Below are 20,289 nucleotides of genomic sequence, written 5' to 3'. Positions count from 1 at the left end.
TGGTACAGGGGATCGGCGTGGCAGAGATGGCCGTTCAGAGCGATGTAATCGACGACGCCGGACCGTATGACCGCGCCAAGGCCTTGAGCGCGTTCAAGCTCGGCGACGTCACCTTCTACTGGATCACGCGGTTGTCCGCCATCTCGGTGCTGCTGATCCTCGGCGGCATCATCATCTCGCTGATCGTCGGTGCGTTCCCGGCGATGAAGGAATACGGCATCTCCTTCCTGTGGACGCAGCGCTGGGCGCCGTCGGCCGATCCGCCCGTGCTCGGCGCGCTCGGGCCGATGTACGGTACGCTCGTCACCTCCTTCATCGCGATGCTGATCGCGATTCCCGTCGGTCTCGGCATTGCCATCTTCCTCACCGAGCTCTGCCCGCAATGGCTGCGCCGCCCGATCGGCATGGCGGTCGAGCTGCTCGCCGGCATTCCCTCGATCATCTACGGCATGTGGGGCTTCTTCGTGCTGGGCCCGTTCCTGGCCAACACCTTCCAGCCCTTCATGATCCGGGTGTTCGACGGTGTTCCCGTGCTGGGCGCGATCTTCGCAGGTCCTCCGTCCTATCTCAGCCTGTTCAACGCCGCGCTGATCCTCGCCATCATGGTGCTGCCTTTCATCACCTCGATCTCGGTCGACGTGTTCAAGACTGTGCCGCCGGTCTTGAAGGAAGCCGCCTATGGCGTCGGCTGCACCACCTGGGAAGTCGTCCGCAGCGTGGTGATCCCCTACACCCGCGTCGGCATCATCGGCGGCGTCATGCTGGCGCTGGGCCGCGCGCTCGGCGAGACCATGGCGGTGACCTTCATCATCGGCAACTCGTTCCGCATCTCCTCGTCGATCTTCGCCCCGGGCACCACGATCTCGGCAGCGATCGCCTCCGAGTTCGCCGAGAGCGACGGCCTGCATCAGTCCGGCCTGATCCTGCTCGGCCTGCTCCTGTTCGTGCTGACGTTCTTCGTGCTCGCGGCCGCGCGGTTGATGCTGCTGCGTCTGGAACAGAAGGCGGGGAAGTGACATGAGCCCGATTTACGCACGCCGCCGCCGCAAGGACATCATCATCCGCGGGCTCTGCATCGGCGCCGCCGCCTTCGGCGTCACCTGGCTCGCGCTGATCCTGATCACGCTGCTCTACAACGGCCTGTCCGGCCTGAATCTTCAGGTCTTCACCGAGAATACGCCGCCGCCGGGCTCGACCGAGGGTGGCCTGCTCAACGCCATCGTCGGCTCGCTGATCATGACCGTGCTCGGCGTCGGCATCGGCGCGCCGCTCGGCCTGTTCGCCGGCACCTATCTTGCCGAATACGGCCGCAACGACAAGCTGACCTCGGTGATCCGCTTCATCAACGACATCCTCTTGTCGGCGCCCTCGATCATCATCGGCCTGTTCATCTACGGCGCGGTGGTGGTGCCGATGCGCGGCTTCTCGGCGATCGCAGGCAGCCTCGCGCTCGCCGTCATCGTGATTCCGGTCGTGGTGCGCACCACGGAAGACATGTTGCTGCTGGTGCCGAACCCGCTGCGCGAAGCCGCCAGCGCACTGGGCCTGCCGCGCTCGCTGGTGATCAAGCGGATCGCCTATCGCGCCGCGCGCTCCGGCCTCATCACCGGCGTGCTGCTCGCCACGGCCCGCGTCGCCGGCGAGACCGCGCCGCTGTTGTTCACTGCGCTGTCGAACCAGTTCTTCAGCCTTGGCCTGAACAAGACGATGGCCAACCTGCCGGTCACCATCAACAACTTCGTGCAGAGCCCCTACGCCTACTGGAAGCAGCTCGCCTGGAGCGGCGCGCTGCTGATCACCCTGACCGTGCTTGCCCTGAACATTGGCGCGCGCATCATCGGCGCCGAGAGGACTGCAAAATGAGTGAAATGTCTGTTTCCGTGAGCGCGCCGACCGTTCATCCCGGCTCGCAGCTGCTGCCCGAGGCGCCCGCCAAGGTCACCGCGCGCAACCTGAATTTCTACTACGGCGAGCACCACGCGCTGAAGAACATCAACCTGGCGCTCGGCACCAACCGTGTCACGGCGTTCATCGGCCCGTCTGGGTGCGGCAAGTCGACCCTGCTGCGCATCTTCAACAGGATGTACGATCTCTATCCGGGCCAGCGCGCCACCGGCCAGCTGCTGCTCGACCACACCAACATCCTCGACCCCAAGCTGGATCTCAACCTGCTGCGGGCGCGGGTCGGCATGGTGTTCCAGAAGCCGACACCGTTCCCGATGACGATCTATGAGAACATCGCCTTCGGCATTCGTCTGTATGAGAAGATCTCGAAGTCTGAGATGGATGACCGCGTCGAGAAGGCGCTGCGCGGCGGCGCGCTGTGGAACGAGGTCAAGGACAAGCTCAATGCCTCCGGCCTGTCGCTCTCCGGCGGCCAGCAGCAGCGCCTCTGCATCGCCCGCACCGTCGCAGTGCGGCCCGAGGTGATCCTGTTCGACGAGCCCTGCTCGGCGCTCGACCCGATCTCGACCGCCAAGGTCGAGGAGCTGATCCAGGAACTGTCCGAGAACTACACGATCGCGATCGTCACCCACAACATGCAGCAGGCGGCGCGCGTCTCCGACAAGACGGCCTTCATGTATCTCGGCGAGTTGATCGAGTTCGACGACACCAGCAAGATATTCACGTCGCCGAGCGACCGGCGCACGCAGGATTACATTACCGGCCGGTTCGGCTGAGGAGACGGAACATGGGTTCTGAACATACCGCAAAGGCCTTCGACACCGACCTCCAGGAGCTCACCCGCCTGGTCGCCGAGATGGGCGGCATCGCCGAGCGCATGATCGTCGATTCCGTCGACGCGCTGATCCGCCGCGACGTCACGCTCGGGCAGCGCGTCGTCACCACCGATGCCGAGCTCGACGCGCTGCAGAAACGCATCGAGGAGCGTGCCGTGCTCACCATCGCCCGCCGCCAGCCGATGGCGGTGGATCTGCGCGAGATCGTCGGCGCCATGCGCGTCGCGACCGATCTGGAGCGCATCGGCGACCTCGCCAAGAACATGGGCAAGCGCGTCGCCGCGCTGGAGACGGATTTCCATCCGCTCAAGCTGTTCCGCGGCCTGGAACACATGACCGATCTCGTGCAGCAGCAGGTCAAGTCGGTGCTGGACGCCTATGCCGCGCACGATCTGCCGGCGGCGATGGCGGTGTGGAAGGGCGACGAGGAGGTCGACGCCATCTGCACCTCGCTGTTCCGCGAACTCCTCACCTATATGATGGAGGACCCGCGCAACATCTCGTTCTGCATCCACCTGATGTTCTGCGCCAAGAACATCGAGCGGATCGGCGATCACGCCACCAACATCGCCGAGACCGTGTTCTACATGATCGAGGGCCAGGCGATCACCGACAAGCGGCCGAAGGGCGACATGACGACCTTCGCCACGACGGTGCCGAATACCTAAGGGAGCGACGACAACATGGGCGCACGCATTATGGTGGTTGAGGACGAGGAAGCTCTCACCGAGCTTCTCCGCTACAACCTCGAAGGCGACGGCTATGACGTCGAGACGGTGATGCGCGGCGATGACGCCGACACCCGCCTCAAGGAGCACATTCCCGATCTGATCGTGCTCGACTGGATGCTGCCGGGCCTGTCAGGCATCGAGCTGTGCCGGCGGCTTCGTACCCGTCCCGAGACCAAGCAGCTGCCGATCATCATGCTCACCGCGCGCGGCGAGGAGAGCGAGCGGGTGCGTGGACTTGCGACCGGTGCCGACGACTACATCGTCAAGCCGTTCTCGGTGCCGGAGCTGCTCGCGCGCGTGAAGGGCCTCTTGCGGCGCGCGAGCCCCGAGCGGCTCGCGACCGTGCTCGCCTATGGCGATATCGAGCTCGATCGCGACAAGCGCCGCGTGGCGCGTTCGGGCCGGCCGATCGATCTCGGCCCGACCGAATATCGCCTCTTGGAGTTCTTCCTGGAGCATCCCGGCCGCGTGTTCTCGCGCGAGCAGCTGCTCGACAGTGTCTGGGGCCGCGACATCTACATCGACGAGCGCACCGTCGACGTCCATATCGGCCGCCTGCGCAAGCTGCTCAATCTCGGCCGCGAGCAGGACCCGATCCGCACCGTTCGCGGCGCCGGCTATGCGCTGGACGATCGTTTCGCGAAGGCAGAGCAGACGTAGGGTTTGCTGGCGTTGCTTTAGCGGGCTGCTGCCATAGCCTCAGTGTCGTCCCGGACAAGCGCGCGCAGATTCGGGACCCATAACGACAGGACGTGATTGTTTTGCGAAAGGGTAACTCGGAGTCCCCGTAACCACGTCTTGCGGTGGCTATTGGTCCCGGATCTGCGCGCGCTTGTGGCGCGCTTGCCGGGACGACTTCGGGTATGTTGAGCCGTCAGCGTGTGACGGCGCCGTCGTTGCAATCAGCTAGAGCATGTTGTTTTTGGCTGGAATCGGGATTCCCACCGGGAGCGATTTCTGATTCAACATCCATGCTGGAGGGCGGAGGCCGGCATGGATGACGCGACCCTATTCGGAAGACATCCGGGAACGGGCTTTGGCGCGAGCTGACGCGGGAGAAACAGTTCGTTCGATTGCCGAGGCGCTCCAGATCAGCGCCTCCTGCGTGACGAAGTGGAAGAATCTGAGACGGGATACCGGAGGCCTGTCACCTGGCCAAATCGGCGGCCACAAGAAGCGGGTTCTGTCGGATGCCAACGCCGACTGGCTGCGCAAACGCATTCGCTCGGGGCCATTCACTTTGCGCAAGCTGACGCAGGAACTGGCTGCACGCGGGATCAAGACAGACGTGCGGGCGGTGTGGACTTTTGTTCACACCGAAGGGCTCAGCTTCAAAAAAAACGATTCTACCAGCCGAGCAGGATCGTCCCGACGTCGCCCGTAAGCGGACCCGCTGGAAAGCACATCAAGGCAGGATCGACGTCGCGCGGTTGGTGTTTATCGACGAGACGTGGATCAAAACCAATATGGCACCACTGCGCGGCTGGGGGCATTGCGGGCAGCGCCTCCAAGCCTCTGCACCTTTCGGCCATTGGAAGACAATGACCTTCATCGCGGCGCTGCGTCACGATCGGATCAGCGCGCCTTGGGTGATTGATGGTCCCATCAATGGTGAGCTCTTCACGCTGTACGTCGAGAAGGTGTTGGCACCCACCCTCGCACCGGGTGAGATCGTCGTTCTCGACAATCTTGGCAGCCACAAGGGCAAAGCGGCTCGCCAAGCCATCCGCGCCAGAGGCGCCCACCGCATCTTCTTGCCGCCCTACAGCCCGGACCTCAATCCGATCGAGCAGGTCTTCGCCAAACTCAAACATCTCATGCGAGCTGCCGAGCCCCGTGACGTGGAGGCAACCTGGAGAAAGGTTGGTGAACTCCTCGATCTCTTCTCCAAGGAGGAGTGCACCAACTACTTCAAAAACTCAGGCTATGTTTCCGTATAAAAACATCATGCTCTAGATCAACAAACTCACCGCGTGCCCGGCTTCGCCGGCGCGCGGCGGCGATCCGCTGTGGGTTGATAGGCCACGCGCGAATGCTGTGCGCAGTAGGGCAGGCCGGAGAGCGCCTTGCCGCCGCAGAAGAAGAAATCCGGGCTCGAGGGATCGCCGACCGGCCAGTGGCAGGTCGCCTCGTTCAATTCCAGCAGCGACAGCCGCTGGCTCATCGGCACCACGTTGTCGTAGGTGACAGGTTCGGCCTCCACCTCGACCTCGAAGGCCTGCGCCAGCGCGGTGTTGCCGCGTGCGACGGGGCGGGTCACCCGCATCATGTGCTGCGCGGGCCGTGCCTTGCGCGGCCGGGGCGCTGCCGATGAAGGGCTCTTGGCGCGGCCGGACAGACCGAGCCGATGCACTTTGCCGATCACGGCATTGCGGGTCACATTGCCGAGCTCCGCCGCGATCTGGCTGGCCGAAAGTCCGGCCTCCCAGAGCTTTTTCAGCTGCTCGACGCGATCATCGGACCAGGTCAAAACCGTCATTGCACCCTTTCCCTCGCTGCGCGCCTGCCAACCTCTGGCCTTCGCAGCGAATGCCTAAAGCCTTGAAAAACCCGTGCCGCCCGAATCCCTTAAGGCTCGCCGGGCGCGCTCAAGGACGCCCGAACGTTTACGCCGGTACATGAGGACTCTTGGGATCAGAACCGCTGCACGAGATGTCGTATCTGACAGTCCAAACGCTACAATATGGCGTGACTCCCGCGCAAGAGTCCGCCGACTCGCTTCCACATGTTCCGTGGTGAAAACCCCGCAAAATCGGCACCGCAAGACTACGGATTCAGCGTTTCGCGAGGCTTTCCGGGCGGCATTGACACCCGTCTTGCCAGGCATAAGATAGTCTCACGTGCCGCCCTTAAAAGGCGGCACGTTTCGTTTTCCGGGGCCGGTTGATGGTGCGTTGCGCAATGCACGTCTCACACCGTCCGCAACATTCAAGTGACGTCATGACTGACAGCGCCGCGCCGCATTTGCTTCCCGTTTTCGCCAGGGCCGACCTCGGTTTCGAGCGCGGCGAAGGCTGCTGGCTGATCGCGGCCAATGGCGACCGCTATCTCGATTTCACCTCGGGCGTGGCGGTGAATGCGCTCGGCCATGTCCATCCCGCGCTGGTCAAGGCGTTGCAGGAGCAGGCGACGAAGCTCTGGCACATGTCGAACCTGTTCCAGAGCCCGGACGGCGAGAAGCTCGCGGCGCGTCTGTGCAAGGAAAGCTTCGCGGACTTCGTGTTCTTCTGCAATTCCGGCGCCGAGGCACTGGAAGGCGTGATCAAGCTGGTGCGCCATCATCACTTCTCCGAGGGACATCCGGATCGCTACCGCATCATCACCTTCGAGGGCGCCTTCCACGGCCGCACGCTGGCGACGCTCGCCGCCACCGGATCTGCAAAATATCTCGAGGGCTTCGGTCCGCCGATGGACGGGTTCGACCAAGTGCCACATGGCGACCTCGACGCCGTGAGGAAGGCGATCGGCCCGCACACCGCCGGCATCCTGATCGAGCCGATCCAGGGCGAGGGTGGCGTTCGTTCTGCGCCTCCCGGCTTCCTGAAGGCGCTGCGCGAGCTCTGCAACGAGCACGGCATATTGCTCGCCTTCGATGAGGTGCAGACCGGCATGGGCCGCACCGGCGATCTCTTCGCCTATCGGCGCACCGGCGTCACGCCCGACGTGATGTCGCTCGCCAAGGCGCTCGGCGGCGGCTTCCCGATCGGCGCGGTGCTGGCGACCGCGGAGGCGGCCGCTGGCATGGGGCCCGGCTCGCACGGCTCGACCTTCGGCGGCAATCCGCTCGCGATCTCGGCTGCGAACGCCGTGCTCGACGTCATGCTCAAGCCCGGCTTCTTCGACCACGTGCAGAAGATGTCGCTGCTGCTCAAGCAGAAGCTCGCCTCCGTGATCGACCGTCATCCCGATGTCGTCAGCGAGGTGCGTGGCGAGGGCCTCCTGATCGGCATCAAGGCCGTGGTGCCCTCGGGCGATCTCGTCGCGGCGCTGCGCGGCCAAAAACTGCTCACGGTCGGGGCTGGCGACAATGTCGTGCGCTTCCTGCCACCCTTGATCGTCACCGAGGCGGAGATCGAGGACAGCGTCGGACGGTTGGAGCGCGCCTGCGCTGCGATCTCGTCCAGTCAGACCAAGCGGGTGGCAAGTTGATGAGCAAGTCGCCGAAGCACTTTCTGGATATCAACGAGCTGCCGCTGTCGGAGCTCAAGAGCATGCTCGCCGCCTCTTCCGCCATGAAGGCGAAGCAGAAGGCGCATCAGCCGGTGAGACCGCTCGAAGGCAAGACGCTGGCGATGATTTTCGAGCGTCCCTCGACCCGCACCCGCGTCTCGTTCGACGTCGGCATGCGCCAGCTCGGCGGCGAGGCGATCATGCTCACCGGCGCCGAGATGCAGCTCGGCCGCGGCGAGACCATCGCCGACACCGCGCGCGTGCTGTCGCGCTATGTCGACGCCATCATGATCCGCATCCTCAATCACGATGCGCTGCTGGAGCTTGCGGCCAACGCCACCGTGCCCGTCATCAACGGCCTGACGCGGCGCTCGCATCCGTGCCAGGTGATGGCCGACCTCATGACTTATGAGGAGCATCGCGGCCCGATCGAGGGCAAGACCGTGGCCTGGACCGGCGACGACAACAACGTGCTGGCGTCCTGGGCCCATGCCGCCGAGCGTTTCAAATTCCAGCTCAACGTCGCAACGCCTCCGGAGCTCGCGCCGAAAAAGGCGATGCGCGACTGGATCAAGGCGACTGGCGCGCCGATCGTGCTCGGCAACGATCCGGAAGCCGCGGTGCGCGGCGCCGATTGCGTCGTCACCGACACCTGGGTGTCGATGGGCGACAAGGAGGGTGAGCACCGCCACAACGTTCTCAAGCCCTACCAGGTCAATGCCAAGCTGATGTCGCTCGCCAAGCCCGACGCGCTGTTCATGCACTGCCTGCCCGCCCATCGCGGCGAGGAGGTCACCGACGAGGTGATCGATGGCCCGCAATCGGTCGTGTTCGACGAGGCCGAAAACCGCCTGCACGCCCAGAAAGGCATTCTGGCCTGGTGCTTCGACGCGGTGAAGTAGCGGGGGTTGGCGTTTCGCCGGCCGCAAATACTATTCGTCGTCCCGGACAAGCGCAGCGCCCGACGACGCGCAGCGTTGTCTAGAGCGGAGCCCCGATCCGCGAGGACTCGGAGTTCTCGGCTCGCGCTATCATCCAATCCTGTGGTTATGGATGCCGGATCTGCGCTTGCGCTTGCCCGGGACGACACTGAGTTTGGGGCTCTTCACCCCCCTTCCATTTCCCACTCTCTGACCCCAGATAAAGCGCCATGGTTTCCCAATCCCCTGACATGAAAACCGGGCCTGAAGGCCCGGTTCGCGCACCATCGGCGGTTCCAATCGACGACGCCGTGCTGCCTTACGAGGTCGACGCGCTCGACGTGCGCGGGCGCCTGGTGCGGCTTGGTCCGACGCTGGACGACATTCTCACCAAGCACGACTATCCGGCGCCGGTCGGCAAGCTGCTCGGCGAGGCCATCGTGCTGACGACGCTGCTCGGCTCGGCGCTCAAATTCGAGGGCCGCTTCATTCTTCAGGCCCAGACCGACGGCCCGGTGTCGTTCCTGGTGGTGGACTACAAGTCGCCGGACCATCTGCGCGCCTATGCCCGCTTCGATGCCTCGCGCTTGGGCACGGCGAAGGATTCCGGCGCGCTGCTCGGCCGCGGCCATCTCGCCATGACCATCGACCAGGGCCCCGACATGAGTCGTTACCAGGGGTTGGTCGCGCTCGACGGCGGCAGCCTCGAAGACGCTGCCCACGAATATTTCCTGCGTTCCGAGCAGATCCCGACGCGCGTGCGTCTCGCGGTCGGCGAGGAGTGGCGCAGTAGCGACGGCGGCAAGCATCGCTGGCGCGCCGGCGGCATGCTGATGCAGTTTCTGCCCAAGGCGCCGGAGCGCGCACGTCAGGCCGATCTGCATCCCGGCGATGCGCCCGAAGGCACCGAGGCGCACAGCGTCACTGAGGACGACGCTTGGGTCGAGGCGCGCTCGCTGATCGAGACCGTCGAGGACGTCGAGCTGATCGATCCCGAGCTCTCGGGCGAGCGGCTGCTGTTCCGCCTCTTCCACGAGCGCGGCGTGCGCGTGTTCAATCCGCAGGTTCTCGATGCGCGGTGCTCCTGCTCGCGCGATGCTGTCGCCTCGATGCTCAAGAGCTTCTCGCCCGACGACCGCGCCGCCATGGTCAAGGACGACAAGGTCGTCGTCACCTGCGAGTTCTGCTCGTCGGTGTACCAGTTCACGCCGCACGAGGCGGGCGTGGGGGGCGCGTAGACGGCGTCCGTAGCCCGTAGCCTGTGTCGCCCTCTGTCAATCCCGTCACGCAAAGATATTCCGCTTTACCGAAATTCGGAATTGGCGTATGTATCGCCCATCCCGGCTCATTCTCGAGGGGCGATCATGAGGTCGTCATTGTCGCGAGCCGGGCTTGCGGTGGACGCAGCAGCGTCGTGTACGAGATGTCAAGGGCAGGGCGGATTGCTCTCCGTGAGCCCGAGGCTTCGTGCGGACGAGCGGCGCTGTCAGGTTCGTCGCGTCAGCATTTCGGTGGCAACGTGCACAACGCCGTCGAACCCTGTGGCGCCAACGAACCGTGCGTACGGCAAAACCGTGTGGTCCTGGCCGTCGTTGCTACGGTCAAGCTCTTGCGGAGGCGGCAGTCGCGTCAACCGGCGCGGTGCTGGTGAATTCCGCGAGCGCGAGGGAGGCCAGAAGGAATTCGGCTCCCAGGAGAGCGCGGCATAAGCCGTCCGACCATCGCGCAGGGAAGGCCGAGTGATTGGCTCCACCTGTATGCTGCTGTGCGGTCTTTTTGCGCGATCCTTTCGCGCAGCAGACCGCGGGTGCGAGGTCAGCACCCGGTCTTCCCCATAGGCGTTAAGGTAGCGCGAGCATCGATTGATACGGACGTTTTCGAGGAGGCTCGCGCAGGTGCCGCCCAAGCGCTCGCTTTCTGCGGCGAAAGCAACGGATGGTTGGTTGTGGAATGATCGCTTGTAGCAAGGATGCAACGAGTTGTTGCAAAACACGCCAAGCGCCAGGTGCCGTCAGGCGGCCTGCGTCCAGCGGGGAGAGTCCTCGAAGTCGCGGGCAAGCGGCTCGAGCAGCAGGATGATCAAGAGGTGTGCCAGCAAGTAGGGCTTGGCGGAGCGCGGATCGGTTCCAGGTGGCGTCTTGAGACCAATCAGACTCTTCAGTCGCTTGAAGCCAAGTTCGATGCGCCATCGCAGTCGATAGAGCGCGAGTACATCCTTGGTGGAGAACTCGTCCCGCGCGAGCGACGTGACCAGAATGACCCAATCCGCGGCTTCCAGAGTTTCTTTGGAGATGACGCGGTTTTCGTCTTGTGCGTCGCGCCGGGCTTTACGGCGCGAAGCCGCGACTGCACCGGCGGGCTTCTTGACTGCGACCAGACGCATAGCCAGAGGCGCACCGTCCTTGCGTTTGATCCAAATCCTCCGATCGATCAGTCCGTGCGCCTTCGCCGCACGCAATTGGGCCATCAGATCGAACGCAAGGCCTTTGGCATCAAGCCAACGTGCGTTCTTCCAGCCCGCTCGGATCAAAACGTCTGCCCCGGCGTCGCGCACAGCGGCGATGCGGTCAGGTTGTAGATAAGCGCGGTCAGCAATGCGGATCTCGTTCTTGACCACCGGTATCCGGTCAAACGTTTCGCCTTCTTGCTGATCTGTCAGCTCGAAGTGACCAAAGCGCTCATATGGCAGATCGAATGCACTATGAACGCGCCAAAGCTCACTGTTCCTGCGCGCAGCCGGTCCTGCCTGAGGCACTGTCGTCGCATCGATAATGCGGATCAGGCGGCCTCGGCTCGCTTTCGGGGCTGCCGCAGCGAGCAAGCCCTCCACCAGCACTGCAAACCAATCGCCACATTGACGCAGGCGATAGAACAACGCCACGCTGCTGAGGTCGGCAAGGCCAACAGAAGCGGCCCACGCGGCTGTCGATCTCAACCCTCTTTCACCCAGACAATAGGCCAGCATCAGCCGAAGTAACGACACCGCATCTGGAATTTGGCGCCGCCGCACGAAAGCCTTCGTCTGGCGCGCACTTATTTCAAGCTGCGCAGCCCCGCCGAGCTGCGTAACCACTCTCGTCCAGTCCTCGTTCAGAAGCGATTCGTCTGCCATCCCGCCTTGGAATCACGTGTGATTCCAACACTCAAGAACAAACTTAACGCCTATGCCGGTCTTCCCTGCGCCCTTGTGTCCCCGAAATCTGCCAGAATGTGGCAACGGGCGGTTGGATCAGAACCGCCCGTTGCCGGAACTGAGCCCGTTGCGCCCAAAGGCGACAGAGCCTGCTAAAGAGCAAGGGACAGCTCCGGTGTCTTCCTGAACCCGAACAGTTGCAAGGGCTGCGAGCCCGTACCAGGCAAGGAAGGGAGTGGATGATGACACAAGACGATCTGGTTGTCGTCGGCATCGATGTCGCTAAAGACAAGATTGATGCGTGCATTCGGACCGTAACGGAGCGGAAGACTTGCCCAACAACCGCGGCGGGGCGACGGAGCTTGATTGCATGGCTTCGCAAGCATCAGGTCGGCAAGGCAGTGATGGAGGCAAGCGGCGGCTACGAGCGGGTATGGGCCAAGGCGTTGCGCCAAGCAGGGCTGGAAGTACGGATCGTCGATCCCAAACGGGTTCGCCACTTTGCGGAATCGGCGGGACGCCTTGCGAAAAATGACAAGATCGACGCGGAGATGATCTCCTGGTTCGCCGAGACATTCGGCGAGGCTCCCAGCCAAGTCGACAATCCCGCTCACGAGGAGATGAAGGCACTGGTGAAGGGACGCCAAGGCCTGCTTGACGTCAGGGCTCGCCTGGAAATGCAGAAGGAGCATGAGGCGCCGGCCCTTGTTCAGAAGGCTCGCGCGCGTCTTCTTAAGAAGCTGGCTGACGAAATCGCCGCGCTCGAGACCGCGATCGCGGCGACGATCAAGACAACGCCGGACTTTGCCAAACGCGCCGAGATCATCCAGAGCGTACCAGGCTTTGCTGAGGGGACCGCAATGGCGCTGCTTGGAGGACTACCGGAGCTGGGGCAGGTGAGCGACGAAGTTGCCGCCGCGTTGATGGGCGTTGCTCCTTATGACGATGATAGCGGCAAACGTCGAGGTGAACGCTGCATCAAGGGTGGCCGCCGCTGGGTGCGAAATGCCCTCTACATGCCCTGTGTCGGTGCCGCAACGCTGAACAATCCGGTGTTCAAGGCCTTCTACGAACGGCTGATTGCCAAGGGCAAGCCGCCAAAGGTCGCGATCGTCGCCTGCATGCGCAAGCTGATCATCATCCTCAACACCATGATCGCGCGCGGCGAGACGTGGGATCCGAAGAAATACAGGGTGGCCTGACGAGCGCGCCTATCTCGCGCTCGGACCTCGGCCGAGCGCATGCAAAGCCAACAGACCGGTGAGCGGACGGGGTCAAGGCCGTCAGCCGCCGCAGGCGGGGGCGCGCCAGCGCCAGCCTTGAGGCCGGCCGATCGCCGGGCTACTTCGCCACAGTTGCTCTTGGCTTTCAGAGGGTGGAGCGATCAAGCAAAGCTCGGGCGAATTGCGCCGCGAGGACGCGAAGGCATGTCTGCAGCCACGCACACGCTGTCACCTCACACTCCGTCATTGCGAGCGCAGCGAAGCAATCCAGAATCTTTCCGCGGCGGGATTCAGGATTGCTTCGTCGCAAGGGCTCCTCGCAATGACGAGGAGGGGAGAGCGTGTACCACACGCCTCTCGCGTGCCCCGGACGCAGCGCAGCGTGCCCGGCAATGCAAAGTATCGTCCGGAGTGATGCGCTGCAGAGCCGGGGCTCATGTCGCCGCACCGCGCCCTGTTGCCCGGGGTCCCGGCTCGGCGCCGCAGCGCTTCCGCGCGACAGCCTGTCCGGGACGAGGTGAACGATGCGCCGTTAATTCAAAACCCGCTTGCTGTCCGGGCTGTCCAGCGAGAATGTCGGCACGTCGATCTCGAACCGCTCGCCGGTTTCGCTGACCATCTGGTAGCGGCCGGTCATGAAGCCCGAGGCGGTCGAGAGCGGCACGCCGGAGGTGTATTCGAAGCGCTCGCCGGGGGCCAGGATCGGCTGCTCGCCGACCACGCCCTCGCCCTTCACCTCCTGCTGGCGGCCGGAGGCATCGGTGATGATCCAGTGCCGCGTCTTGAGCTGCACGGTCTCCTCGCCCGAATTGGTGATGACGATGGTATAGGACCAGAAGTAGCGCGAGCGGTCGGCCGACGACTGCTCCGGAACAAAGTTCGGCTCGACGGTCACTTCGATCTGGCGGGTCACGGCGCGGTACATGGCTGCCATCATACCGAAATCCGGCCGGGGAACCAAACGCCGCGGGTGGCTTTGGCGACATCGTCCCGCCAGAATTCGAGGGGAAGGACGCTCCCAAGCGAGACACCCTTATGTGATCCGGCCGCTTTGCGAGACGACAGCCGGACCATTAAACTCCTTCAACGTCGCGATTTGCGGAAGGGTTGTTAGGCCCCCGATGACCATTGCCGACCAAGTGACGGGATCGACGATCTCGGGAACCGCGGAAGTCAAACCCGCAGAGGCCAAGCCGCGCGCCGCCGCGCCGGCCATCACGCTGCCCGCCGTCGGCGAGCGCGAGCTCCGGCTCGATCTGTTCCGCGGCCTCGCGCTGTGGCTGATCTTCATCGACCATCTGCCGACGAGCCTGCTCACCTGGTTTACCATCCGCAATTACGGCTTCAGCGACGCCACCGAGATCTTCATCTTCATCTCGGGCTATACCGCGGCCTTCGTCTACGGCAGGGCGATGTTGGAGGGCGGATTCGTCATCGCCACCGCGCGCATCCTGCGCCGGGTCTGGCAGATCTATGTCGCCCACGTCTTCCTGTTCACGATCTTCCTCGCCGAAATCTCCTACGTGGCGACCAGATTCGAGAACCCCCTCTACACCGAAGAGATGGGCATCATGGACTTCCTCAAGCAGCCCGACGTCACCATCGTGCAGGCGCTGCTCTTGCGCTTCCGCCCCGTCAACATGGACGTGCTGCCGCTTTATATCGTGCTGATGCTGGCGCTACCCTTGATCCTGTGGTCGATGAAGTGGAAGCCAGACGTCACGCTCGGCCTCTCGGTGGTGCTCTATGCCGTGACGTGGGAATACGACCTCTACTTCTCGGCCTATCCGAACGGCTTCTGGGCCTTCAATCCCCTGGCATGGCAATTGCTCTTCGTCTTCGGTGCATGGTGCGCGCTCGGAGGTGCGCGCCGCATGTCGCGTATCCTGGCCTCGCCGGTGACCATGTGGATCTCGATCGCCTATCTCGTCGCGGCGTTCTACGTGACGCTGACCTGGTACGTGCCGCAGCTCTCACAGTTCATGCCGAAGCGGATCGAGCAGTGGATGTATCCGATCGACAAGACCGACCTCGACGTGCTGCGCTTCACGCATTTCCTGGCGCTCGCCGCGCTCACCGTGCGCTTCCTGCCCCGGGATTGGCCGGGCTTGAAATCGCGCTGGCTGCGACCATTGATTCTATGTGGTCAGCATTCCCTCGAGATCTTCTGTCTCGGGGTGTTCCTGGCCTTCGCCGGCCATTTTATTCTCGCCGAAGTCTCCGGCGGCGCAGCCATGCATGCGCTGATTAGTCTCTCCGGGATCCTGATCATGTGGGGCGTGGCCTGGGTGATTTCGTGGTACAAGCGCGTGGCTGACAAGAGCGGTGCGAAAACCAAAAACGCCGTCGGCAACGCCGATCTGGCGGGAGGGGGCTGATGAAGGCGAAGGTTCTCCTGAGCCTGATCCTGCTATGCGGTGGCCTCGCCGCGCCTGTGGCGCGTGCGGGCGATGCTGCGCCTGTCGCTTCCCATGCGCCCGCAGCCTGCGAATTGCCGCCCTATCTGCTGACCAGCGAAAGCCAGCTGCCCAAGGTTGCCGACGCCGTCAAGGCCGGCAAGCCGCTCGACATCCTGGTCATCGGCAGCCGCTCGACCACGATTCCGTCGTCGGAGAGCAGCTCATACCCGGCGCGCATGGAGGCGATCCTGAAGGAGAAGCTGCCACCGTCCGAGGTCGTGCACGTCTCCGTAGAAATACAGAGCAAGAAGACGGCAGAGGAGACCGCCTCCACCTTCGTTAAGCTGCTGGAAGCAAGAAAGCCTACTTTGGTGATCTGGCAGACCGGGACCGTGGATGCTATTCGATCCATCGATCCCGATGAATTTCGTAGCGCGGTGACCGACGGGGTTGTTGCGCTGCAAAAGACAGGGGCTGACGTCGTCTTGATGAATTTGCAGTACAGCCCGCGCACCGAAACCATGATCTCGGCGCAGCCTTTTCTCGATAACATGCGCGTGGTGGCGCAGGAGCACGACATCCCGCTGTTCGATCGTTTCGCGATCATGCGGCAGTGGAATGATCAGGGCCAGTTCGACCTGTTCAGCCCATCCCACGGGCCTGAGCTGGCGAAGCAGGTCCATGATTGCCTTGGCCGGGCGTTGGCACAATTCGTGATCGACGCCGCTCATCTGGAGCCGGCCCAGCAGCAGAATTGAGGTCTAGCGTTAATGAGTTCTCTCCGCCCTTTTTGCCTGACGTCATGGCTGGCCGCGCCCGCAGCCGCAGTGCTGTTGTTGCTGACGCCGGCCTCGCAGTCACGTGCACAATCGCAGTCCGCACAGGCGACACCCGCACCCGCGCAGCCGGCTGATCCCGCGTCCGCTTCGCCTTCCCAGACCACCGTCGCCGCAAGGTCGTCCGAGCAGCGCGGGGTCACGTCGCGCGCCATCGACAAGGTGAAGGAGGTCGCAAAGTCTGCCGCCGACATCTTCAGCCGCGTGCCCTGCCTGCCGCCGAAGGGCGGCTCGAAGGCCATGGGCTCGCTGCCGCATGTCGCAAGCAAGCTCGTCGCCGGCCAGCCCGTCGTCATCGTCGCGTTCGGCTCGTCGTCGACCGCGGGATTCGGCGCGAGCTCGCCGGAATTCAATTATCCGAATCGTCTCGCCGCGCAGCTGCGCCGGCATTATCCGACCGCCGACATCACCGTCGTCAATGCCGGCGTCGGTGGCGAGGATGCACCCGAGATGATGAAACGCCTGCAGACGCAGGTGATCGACGTGCATCCGGATCTGGTGATCTGGCAGGTCGGCACCAACGCCGTGCTGCGCAATCTCGATCCCGCCGAGACCGCGAAGATAGTCGAGGACGGCATCAGCCGCATTCAGGCCGCCGGTGGCGCCGACATCGTGCTGGTCGATCCGCAATATTCGCCGGCCATCAACCAGCGTAAGGAGAGCGCCGGCAAGATGGTGAAGCTGCTCGGCAAGGTCGCCGAGCTCCGTCACGTCGGCATCTTCCCGCGCTTCGAGGTGATGCGCGACTGGCACGAGAACCAATCGATCCCGGTCGAGAGCTTCGTGATCGCCGACGGCCTGCACATGAACGATTGGGGCTACGCCTGCTTCGCCCAGCTGCTCGGCGATGACATCATTCGTTCGGTCGGCCAGATCAGGATCGGTGTGAACGTGCCCGCGGACGTGAGGACGTACCGGCCGATGTAGGCACGCTGCCGTAGGCTGGGCAAAGGCGCACCGCGCCGTGCCCACCATCTCGTCATTGTAGTCGAGAATGGTGGGCACGCTTCGCTTTGCCAATCCTACGAGACCTTCGCTTCCCTCACGCCTTCTCCAGCGCCGCCGTCAAATCCTCGATCAGATCGTCCGCATGCTCCAGCCCCGCGGAGAAGCGGATGAAACCCTCGCTGATGCCGAGCGCGGCGCGGTCTTCCGGCTTCAGGCGTTGATGCGTCGTGGTCGCCGGATGCGTGACGAGGCTCTTGGCATCGCCGAGATTGTTGGAGATCTTCGCAAGCTTCAGCTCGTTGAGCACGCGGAATGCGGCCTGCTTGCCGCCCTTGACCTCGAAGCCGACCAGCGTCGAGCCGCCGCGCATCTGCTTCCTCACCAGCGCCGCCTGCGGATGATCGGCGCGGCCGGGATAGACCAGCCGCGAGATCTTGGGATGGCTTGCCAGCACCTCGGCGATACGCGCCGCCGTGTCGGTCTGCGCGCGCACGCGCACGCCCAGCGTCTCCAGGCCCTTGAGCAGGACCCAGGCGTTGAACGGCGAGATCGAGGGGCCGGTCTGGCGCATGAAATTGTGGATGTGCTCGGCGATGAAGGCTTCCGAGGACAGGATGATGCCGCCGAGGCACCGGCCCTGGCCGTCGATATGCTTGGTCGCGGAATAGACGACGACGTCGGCTCCCAGCGCGAGCGGGCTCTGCCAGATCGGGGTCGCGAACACGTTGTCGACCACGAGCCGCGCGCCGCCCTTGTGCGCGATCTCGGCGATCGCGGGAATGTCGAGCACGTCCAGCGTCGGGTTGGTCGGGCTCTCCAGGAAGAACGTCTTGGTGTTGGGCTTCAATGCGCGCTGCCACTGGTCGAGATCGAGCCCGTCGACCAGCGTGGTCTCGATGCCGTAGCGCGGCAACAGGTCCTGGATGACATAAAGGCACGAGCCGAACAGGGCGCGCGAAGCGACCACGTGATCGCCGGCCTTCAGTGGCGCCAGGATCGCGGTCGTCACCGCCGCCATGCCGGTCGCCGCCGAACGCGCGGCCTCGGCGCCTTCGAGCTCGATCATGCGACGCTCGAACATCGCGATGGTCGGGTTGGAGTAGCGCGAATAGATGAAGCCGGGATCCTCGCCCTTGAACCGCGCCTCGCACTCCTCCGCGCTGGCGTAGACATAGCCTTGCGTCAGGAACAGCGCCTCCGACGTCTCGCCATATTGCGAGCGCAGCGTCCCGGAATGGACCAGGCGGGTTTCGGGGCGGTAGTTGGCAGGCGACTTCGACATAGGGTCCTCCGACATGACCATTGGGCGAAAATGGTCATAAAAAAACCGGCCTGGATATCTCCACTGGCCGGGATCACAGAGGTCCCCGGCCTGTTTAGCGATTTATTTAACGTGGCTGCAAGCCGGCCGGCTCAAATCACCACGGGATAAGTGATGCTCATATTCCGCAATCCCCTTTCCGTCAAGGCGTCCATCGGCTAGCCGTAAAAGGCTGGTATGTCCCGCATTTCGGGATGCGTTTGACCCCTGATGAGGACCCCCGGTTGACGTTCACGGTCGCCGCCGACGCCAACGGTATCCTGCCCGACCGCATGATCGCGGCGATGGCGGAAGAAGGCCTCATCCTGCCCGCATACGACTTCGTGGAGAGCCAGATCCAGCCGGCGAGCCTCGATCTGCGCCTTGGCGACATCGCCTATCGCGTTCGCGCCAGCTTCCTGCCGGGGCCCGGCGCCACGGTCGCGGAGCGTATCGACGAGTTGAAGCTGCACGAGTTCAGCCTCGCTGACGGCGCGGTGCTGGAGACCAACTGCGTCTACATCGTGCCGCTGCTCGAAAGCCTCGCGCTGCCGCCCGAGATCGTCGCGGCTGCGAACCCGAAGAGCTCGACCGGCCGGCTCGACGTCTTCACCCGCGTGATTGCCGATGGCACCCGCCGCTTCGACATGATCGGGGCCGGCTATCACGGTCCGCTCTACGCCGAGATCAGCCCGAAGACGTTTCCGGTGCTGGTGCGCGAGGGCTCGCGCCTCTCCCAAGTCCGCTTCCGCACCGGTGACGCCATCCTCAATGCCGACGAGCTCGACGCGTTGCATGCGGCCGAGCGCCTTGTCGACATCGACGACGCCGATCTCTCGGGCGGCGTTGCGGTCTCGGTGGATCTGTCCGGCGAGAAGGCAAATGGCTTCGTCGGCTACCGCGCCAAGCGCCACACCGGCGTCGTCGACGTCGACCGTCGCTCCGGCTATGCGGTGGAAGATTTCTGGGAGCCGATCTCGGCCCGCCCCGATGGCAGCCTGATCCTCGATCCCGGCGAGTTCTACATCCTCGCTTCCAAGGAAGCCGTGCAGGTGCCGCCCGACTACGCCGCGGAGATGGTGCCGTTCGATCCCTTGGTCGGCGAATTCCGCGTGCACTATGCCGGATTCTTCGATCCCGGCTTCGGCTATGCCGGTGCGGGCGGGCTAGGAGCGCGCGCCGTGCTGGAAGTGCGCTCGCGCGAGGTGCCGTTCATCCTCGAGCACGGCCAGATCGTCGGCCGCCTCGTCTACGAGAAGATGCTGGCGCGTCCCGACGCGATGTACGGCCAGCGCATCGGTTCGAACTACCAGGCGCAGGGGCTCAAACTATCGAAGCATTTTCGGGTGTAGCCCGATCCTGTAGTCCGGGCGAGCGCAAGCGCGTTCCGAGAAGGCCTCACTTGTGGCGCGATCCCGGATTAGCTTCGCTCCATCAGGGCTATAAGGTCTCGGCATGACCGATCCATCCCAACTCGACGCAAACATCCTCAACGACGTCGCGGACGCGCTGATCTATTCCGATCGCTCCGGCACGATCACGCGCTGGAATCGCGCATCGACCGCCCTGTTCGGCTTCTCCGCCGATGAAGCGCTCGGCCAGAACCTCGATCTGATCATTCCCGAACATCTGCGCGCGGCGCACTGGAAAGGCTTCGAGGCCGCGCTCGCGAGCGGGACGATGAAGCTTGCGGGCAAACCGACGCTGACCCGCGCGCTGCACAAGAGCGGGGGCAAGCTCTACATCGAGATGACCTTCGCGCTGGTGCGGGACACTGATGGCACAGTGCGGGGATCGGTCGCCATGGCACGCGATGTCACCGAACGCGTCGAGAGCGAGCGGGCCGCCAGGCTTGCGCAAAATTCGTGATGCGGAATTGCCGGGCCGC

General features: G+C 63.9%; 19 protein-coding genes and 1 riboswitch. Of the genes, 15 read left to right on the top strand and 4 right to left on the bottom strand.

All coding sequences use genetic code 11. From position 1 onward, the window contains the following. Window positions 1-26: 26 nt before the first annotated feature. The 6 genes from pstC to BRAD3257_RS37930 all read left to right on the top strand — a co-directional run bounded on the left by pstC (window position 27) and on the right by BRAD3257_RS37930 (window position 5,412). On the top strand, window positions 27-1,016 hold the full coding sequence (gene pstC, locus BRAD3257_RS37955) for a phosphate ABC transporter permease subunit PstC (RefSeq protein ID WP_162500662.1): 990 nt from the start codon (window positions 27-29) through the stop codon (window positions 1,014-1,016). 1 nt (window position 1,017) lies between these two features. Continuing rightward, window positions 1,018-1,863, top strand: a complete 846-nt coding sequence (gene pstA / locus BRAD3257_RS37950; protein WP_122406085.1) for a phosphate ABC transporter permease PstA — start codon at window positions 1,018-1,020, stop codon at window positions 1,861-1,863. Further along, window positions 1,860-2,681, top strand: coding sequence for a phosphate ABC transporter ATP-binding protein PstB (gene pstB, locus BRAD3257_RS37945; RefSeq protein ID WP_122406084.1), 822 nt, complete (start codon window positions 1,860-1,862; stop codon window positions 2,679-2,681). Before pstA ends, pstB begins: the two co-directional genes overlap by 4 nt. Before the next feature lie 11 nt (window positions 2,682-2,692). Then, window positions 2,693-3,409 carry a phosphate signaling complex protein PhoU gene (phoU, locus tag BRAD3257_RS37940; RefSeq protein ID WP_122406083.1) on the top strand — a complete coding sequence of 239 codons (717 nt, stop codon included), beginning with the start codon at window positions 2,693-2,695 and terminating at the stop codon, window positions 3,407-3,409. Window positions 3,410-3,424: 15 nt separating this feature from the next. Beyond that, a complete protein-coding gene (gene phoB, locus BRAD3257_RS37935; RefSeq protein ID WP_008143479.1) occupies window positions 3,425-4,132 on the top strand; it encodes a phosphate regulon transcriptional regulator PhoB in 708 nt (235 codons plus the stop codon). A gap of 337 nt (window positions 4,133-4,469) precedes the next feature. After that, a protein-coding gene (locus BRAD3257_RS37930; RefSeq protein ID WP_122400712.1) for an IS630 family transposase occupies window positions 4,470-5,412 on the top strand; the annotation gives its coding sequence in 2 pieces (ribosomal slippage) (window positions 4,470-4,805 and window positions 4,807-5,412; 942 coding nt in all). Between the two features lie 26 nt (window positions 5,413-5,438). Here the strand turns inward: BRAD3257_RS37930 and BRAD3257_RS37925 are convergent. Continuing rightward, entirely contained in the window at window positions 5,439-5,951 is a 513-nt protein-coding gene (locus BRAD3257_RS37925) for a GcrA family cell cycle regulator (RefSeq protein WP_122406082.1), read from the bottom strand. A 461-nt stretch (window positions 5,952-6,412) separates the two neighbouring features. Here BRAD3257_RS37925 and BRAD3257_RS37920 point away from each other — a divergent pair, with 461 nt between their 5' ends. From BRAD3257_RS37920 to BRAD3257_RS37910, 3 genes are all read left to right on the top strand, one after another. Continuing rightward, window positions 6,413-7,621: an aspartate aminotransferase family protein gene (locus tag BRAD3257_RS37920; protein WP_122406081.1), complete on the top strand. Its 1,209-nt coding sequence runs from the start codon at window positions 6,413-6,415 to the stop codon at window positions 7,619-7,621. Next, complete coding sequence (gene argF, locus BRAD3257_RS37915) at window positions 7,621-8,544, top strand: ornithine carbamoyltransferase (protein WP_122406080.1); 924 nt, start codon at window positions 7,621-7,623, stop codon at window positions 8,542-8,544. The genes BRAD3257_RS37920 and argF overlap by 1 nt, the downstream gene beginning before the upstream one ends. Window positions 8,545-8,792: 248 nt before the next feature. After that, window positions 8,793-9,800 (top strand): Hsp33 family molecular chaperone, encoded by a 1,008-nt coding sequence (locus tag BRAD3257_RS37910; RefSeq protein ID WP_122406079.1) that lies wholly within the window; start codon window positions 8,793-8,795, stop codon window positions 9,798-9,800. A 773-nt stretch (window positions 9,801-10,573) separates the two neighbouring features. On the opposite strand, the gene BRAD3257_RS37900 is transcribed toward BRAD3257_RS37910, so the two are convergent. Next, a complete protein-coding gene (locus BRAD3257_RS37900; protein ID WP_122402675.1) occupies window positions 10,574-11,674 on the bottom strand; it encodes an IS4 family transposase in 1,101 nt (366 codons plus the stop codon). Between the two features lie 260 nt (window positions 11,675-11,934). Here BRAD3257_RS37900 and BRAD3257_RS37895 point away from each other — a divergent pair, with 260 nt between their 5' ends. Next, window positions 11,935-12,897 carry an IS110 family RNA-guided transposase gene (locus BRAD3257_RS37895; protein WP_244607735.1) on the top strand — a complete coding sequence of 321 codons (963 nt, stop codon included), beginning with the start codon at window positions 11,935-11,937 and terminating at the stop codon, window positions 12,895-12,897. Window positions 12,898-13,450: 553 nt separating this feature from the next. Here the strand turns inward: BRAD3257_RS37895 and apaG are convergent. After that, window positions 13,451-13,843: a Co2+/Mg2+ efflux protein ApaG gene (gene apaG, locus BRAD3257_RS37885; protein ID WP_025033430.1), complete on the bottom strand. Its 393-nt coding sequence runs from the start codon at window positions 13,841-13,843 to the stop codon at window positions 13,451-13,453. 196 nt (window positions 13,844-14,039) lie between these two features. Here apaG and BRAD3257_RS37880 point away from each other — a divergent pair, with 196 nt between their 5' ends. From BRAD3257_RS37880 to BRAD3257_RS37870, 3 genes are read left to right on the top strand one after another with little or no spacing between them, the layout of a single operon-like run. Next, the gene (locus tag BRAD3257_RS37880) at window positions 14,040-15,296 is read left to right on the top strand and encodes an OpgC domain-containing protein (protein ID WP_122406076.1); all 1,257 of its coding nucleotides are present in this window, start codon (window positions 14,040-14,042) and stop codon (window positions 15,294-15,296) included. Further along, entirely contained in the window at window positions 15,296-16,075 is a 780-nt protein-coding gene (locus BRAD3257_RS37875; RefSeq protein ID WP_122406075.1) for an SGNH/GDSL hydrolase family protein, read from the top strand. Before BRAD3257_RS37880 ends, BRAD3257_RS37875 begins: the two co-directional genes overlap by 1 nt. 12 nt (window positions 16,076-16,087) lie before the next feature. Then, on the top strand, window positions 16,088-17,080 hold the full coding sequence (locus BRAD3257_RS37870; protein WP_122406074.1) for an SGNH/GDSL hydrolase family protein: 993 nt from the start codon (window positions 16,088-16,090) through the stop codon (window positions 17,078-17,080). A 115-nt stretch (window positions 17,081-17,195) separates the two neighbouring features. On the opposite strand, the gene BRAD3257_RS37865 is transcribed toward BRAD3257_RS37870, so the two are convergent. Then, window positions 17,196-18,383, bottom strand: a complete 1,188-nt coding sequence (locus BRAD3257_RS37865) for an O-succinylhomoserine sulfhydrylase (RefSeq protein WP_162500500.1) — start codon at window positions 18,381-18,383, stop codon at window positions 17,196-17,198. Window positions 18,384-18,456: 73 nt separating this feature from the next. Next, window positions 18,457-18,536: riboswitch (SAM riboswitch) on the bottom strand. A gap of 80 nt (window positions 18,537-18,616) precedes the next feature. Here BRAD3257_RS37865 and BRAD3257_RS37860 point away from each other — a divergent pair. Continuing rightward, window positions 18,617-19,753, top strand: a complete 1,137-nt coding sequence (locus BRAD3257_RS37860; protein WP_122406072.1) for a 2'-deoxycytidine 5'-triphosphate deaminase — start codon at window positions 18,617-18,619, stop codon at window positions 19,751-19,753. A gap of 103 nt (window positions 19,754-19,856) precedes the next feature. After that, window positions 19,857-20,270 carry a PAS domain-containing protein gene (locus tag BRAD3257_RS37855; RefSeq protein ID WP_122406071.1) on the top strand — a complete coding sequence of 138 codons (414 nt, stop codon included), beginning with the start codon at window positions 19,857-19,859 and terminating at the stop codon, window positions 20,268-20,270. The last annotated feature ends 19 nt before the right edge of the window (window positions 20,271-20,289 follow it).

It is taken from the genome of Bradyrhizobium vignae (assembly GCF_900324035.1).
GTDB lineage: Bacteria > Pseudomonadota > Alphaproteobacteria > Rhizobiales > Xanthobacteraceae > Bradyrhizobium > Bradyrhizobium vignae.
The sequence above is the reverse complement of the archived record's forward strand: the minus strand, read 5'-3'. Positions and strand labels throughout refer to the sequence as shown.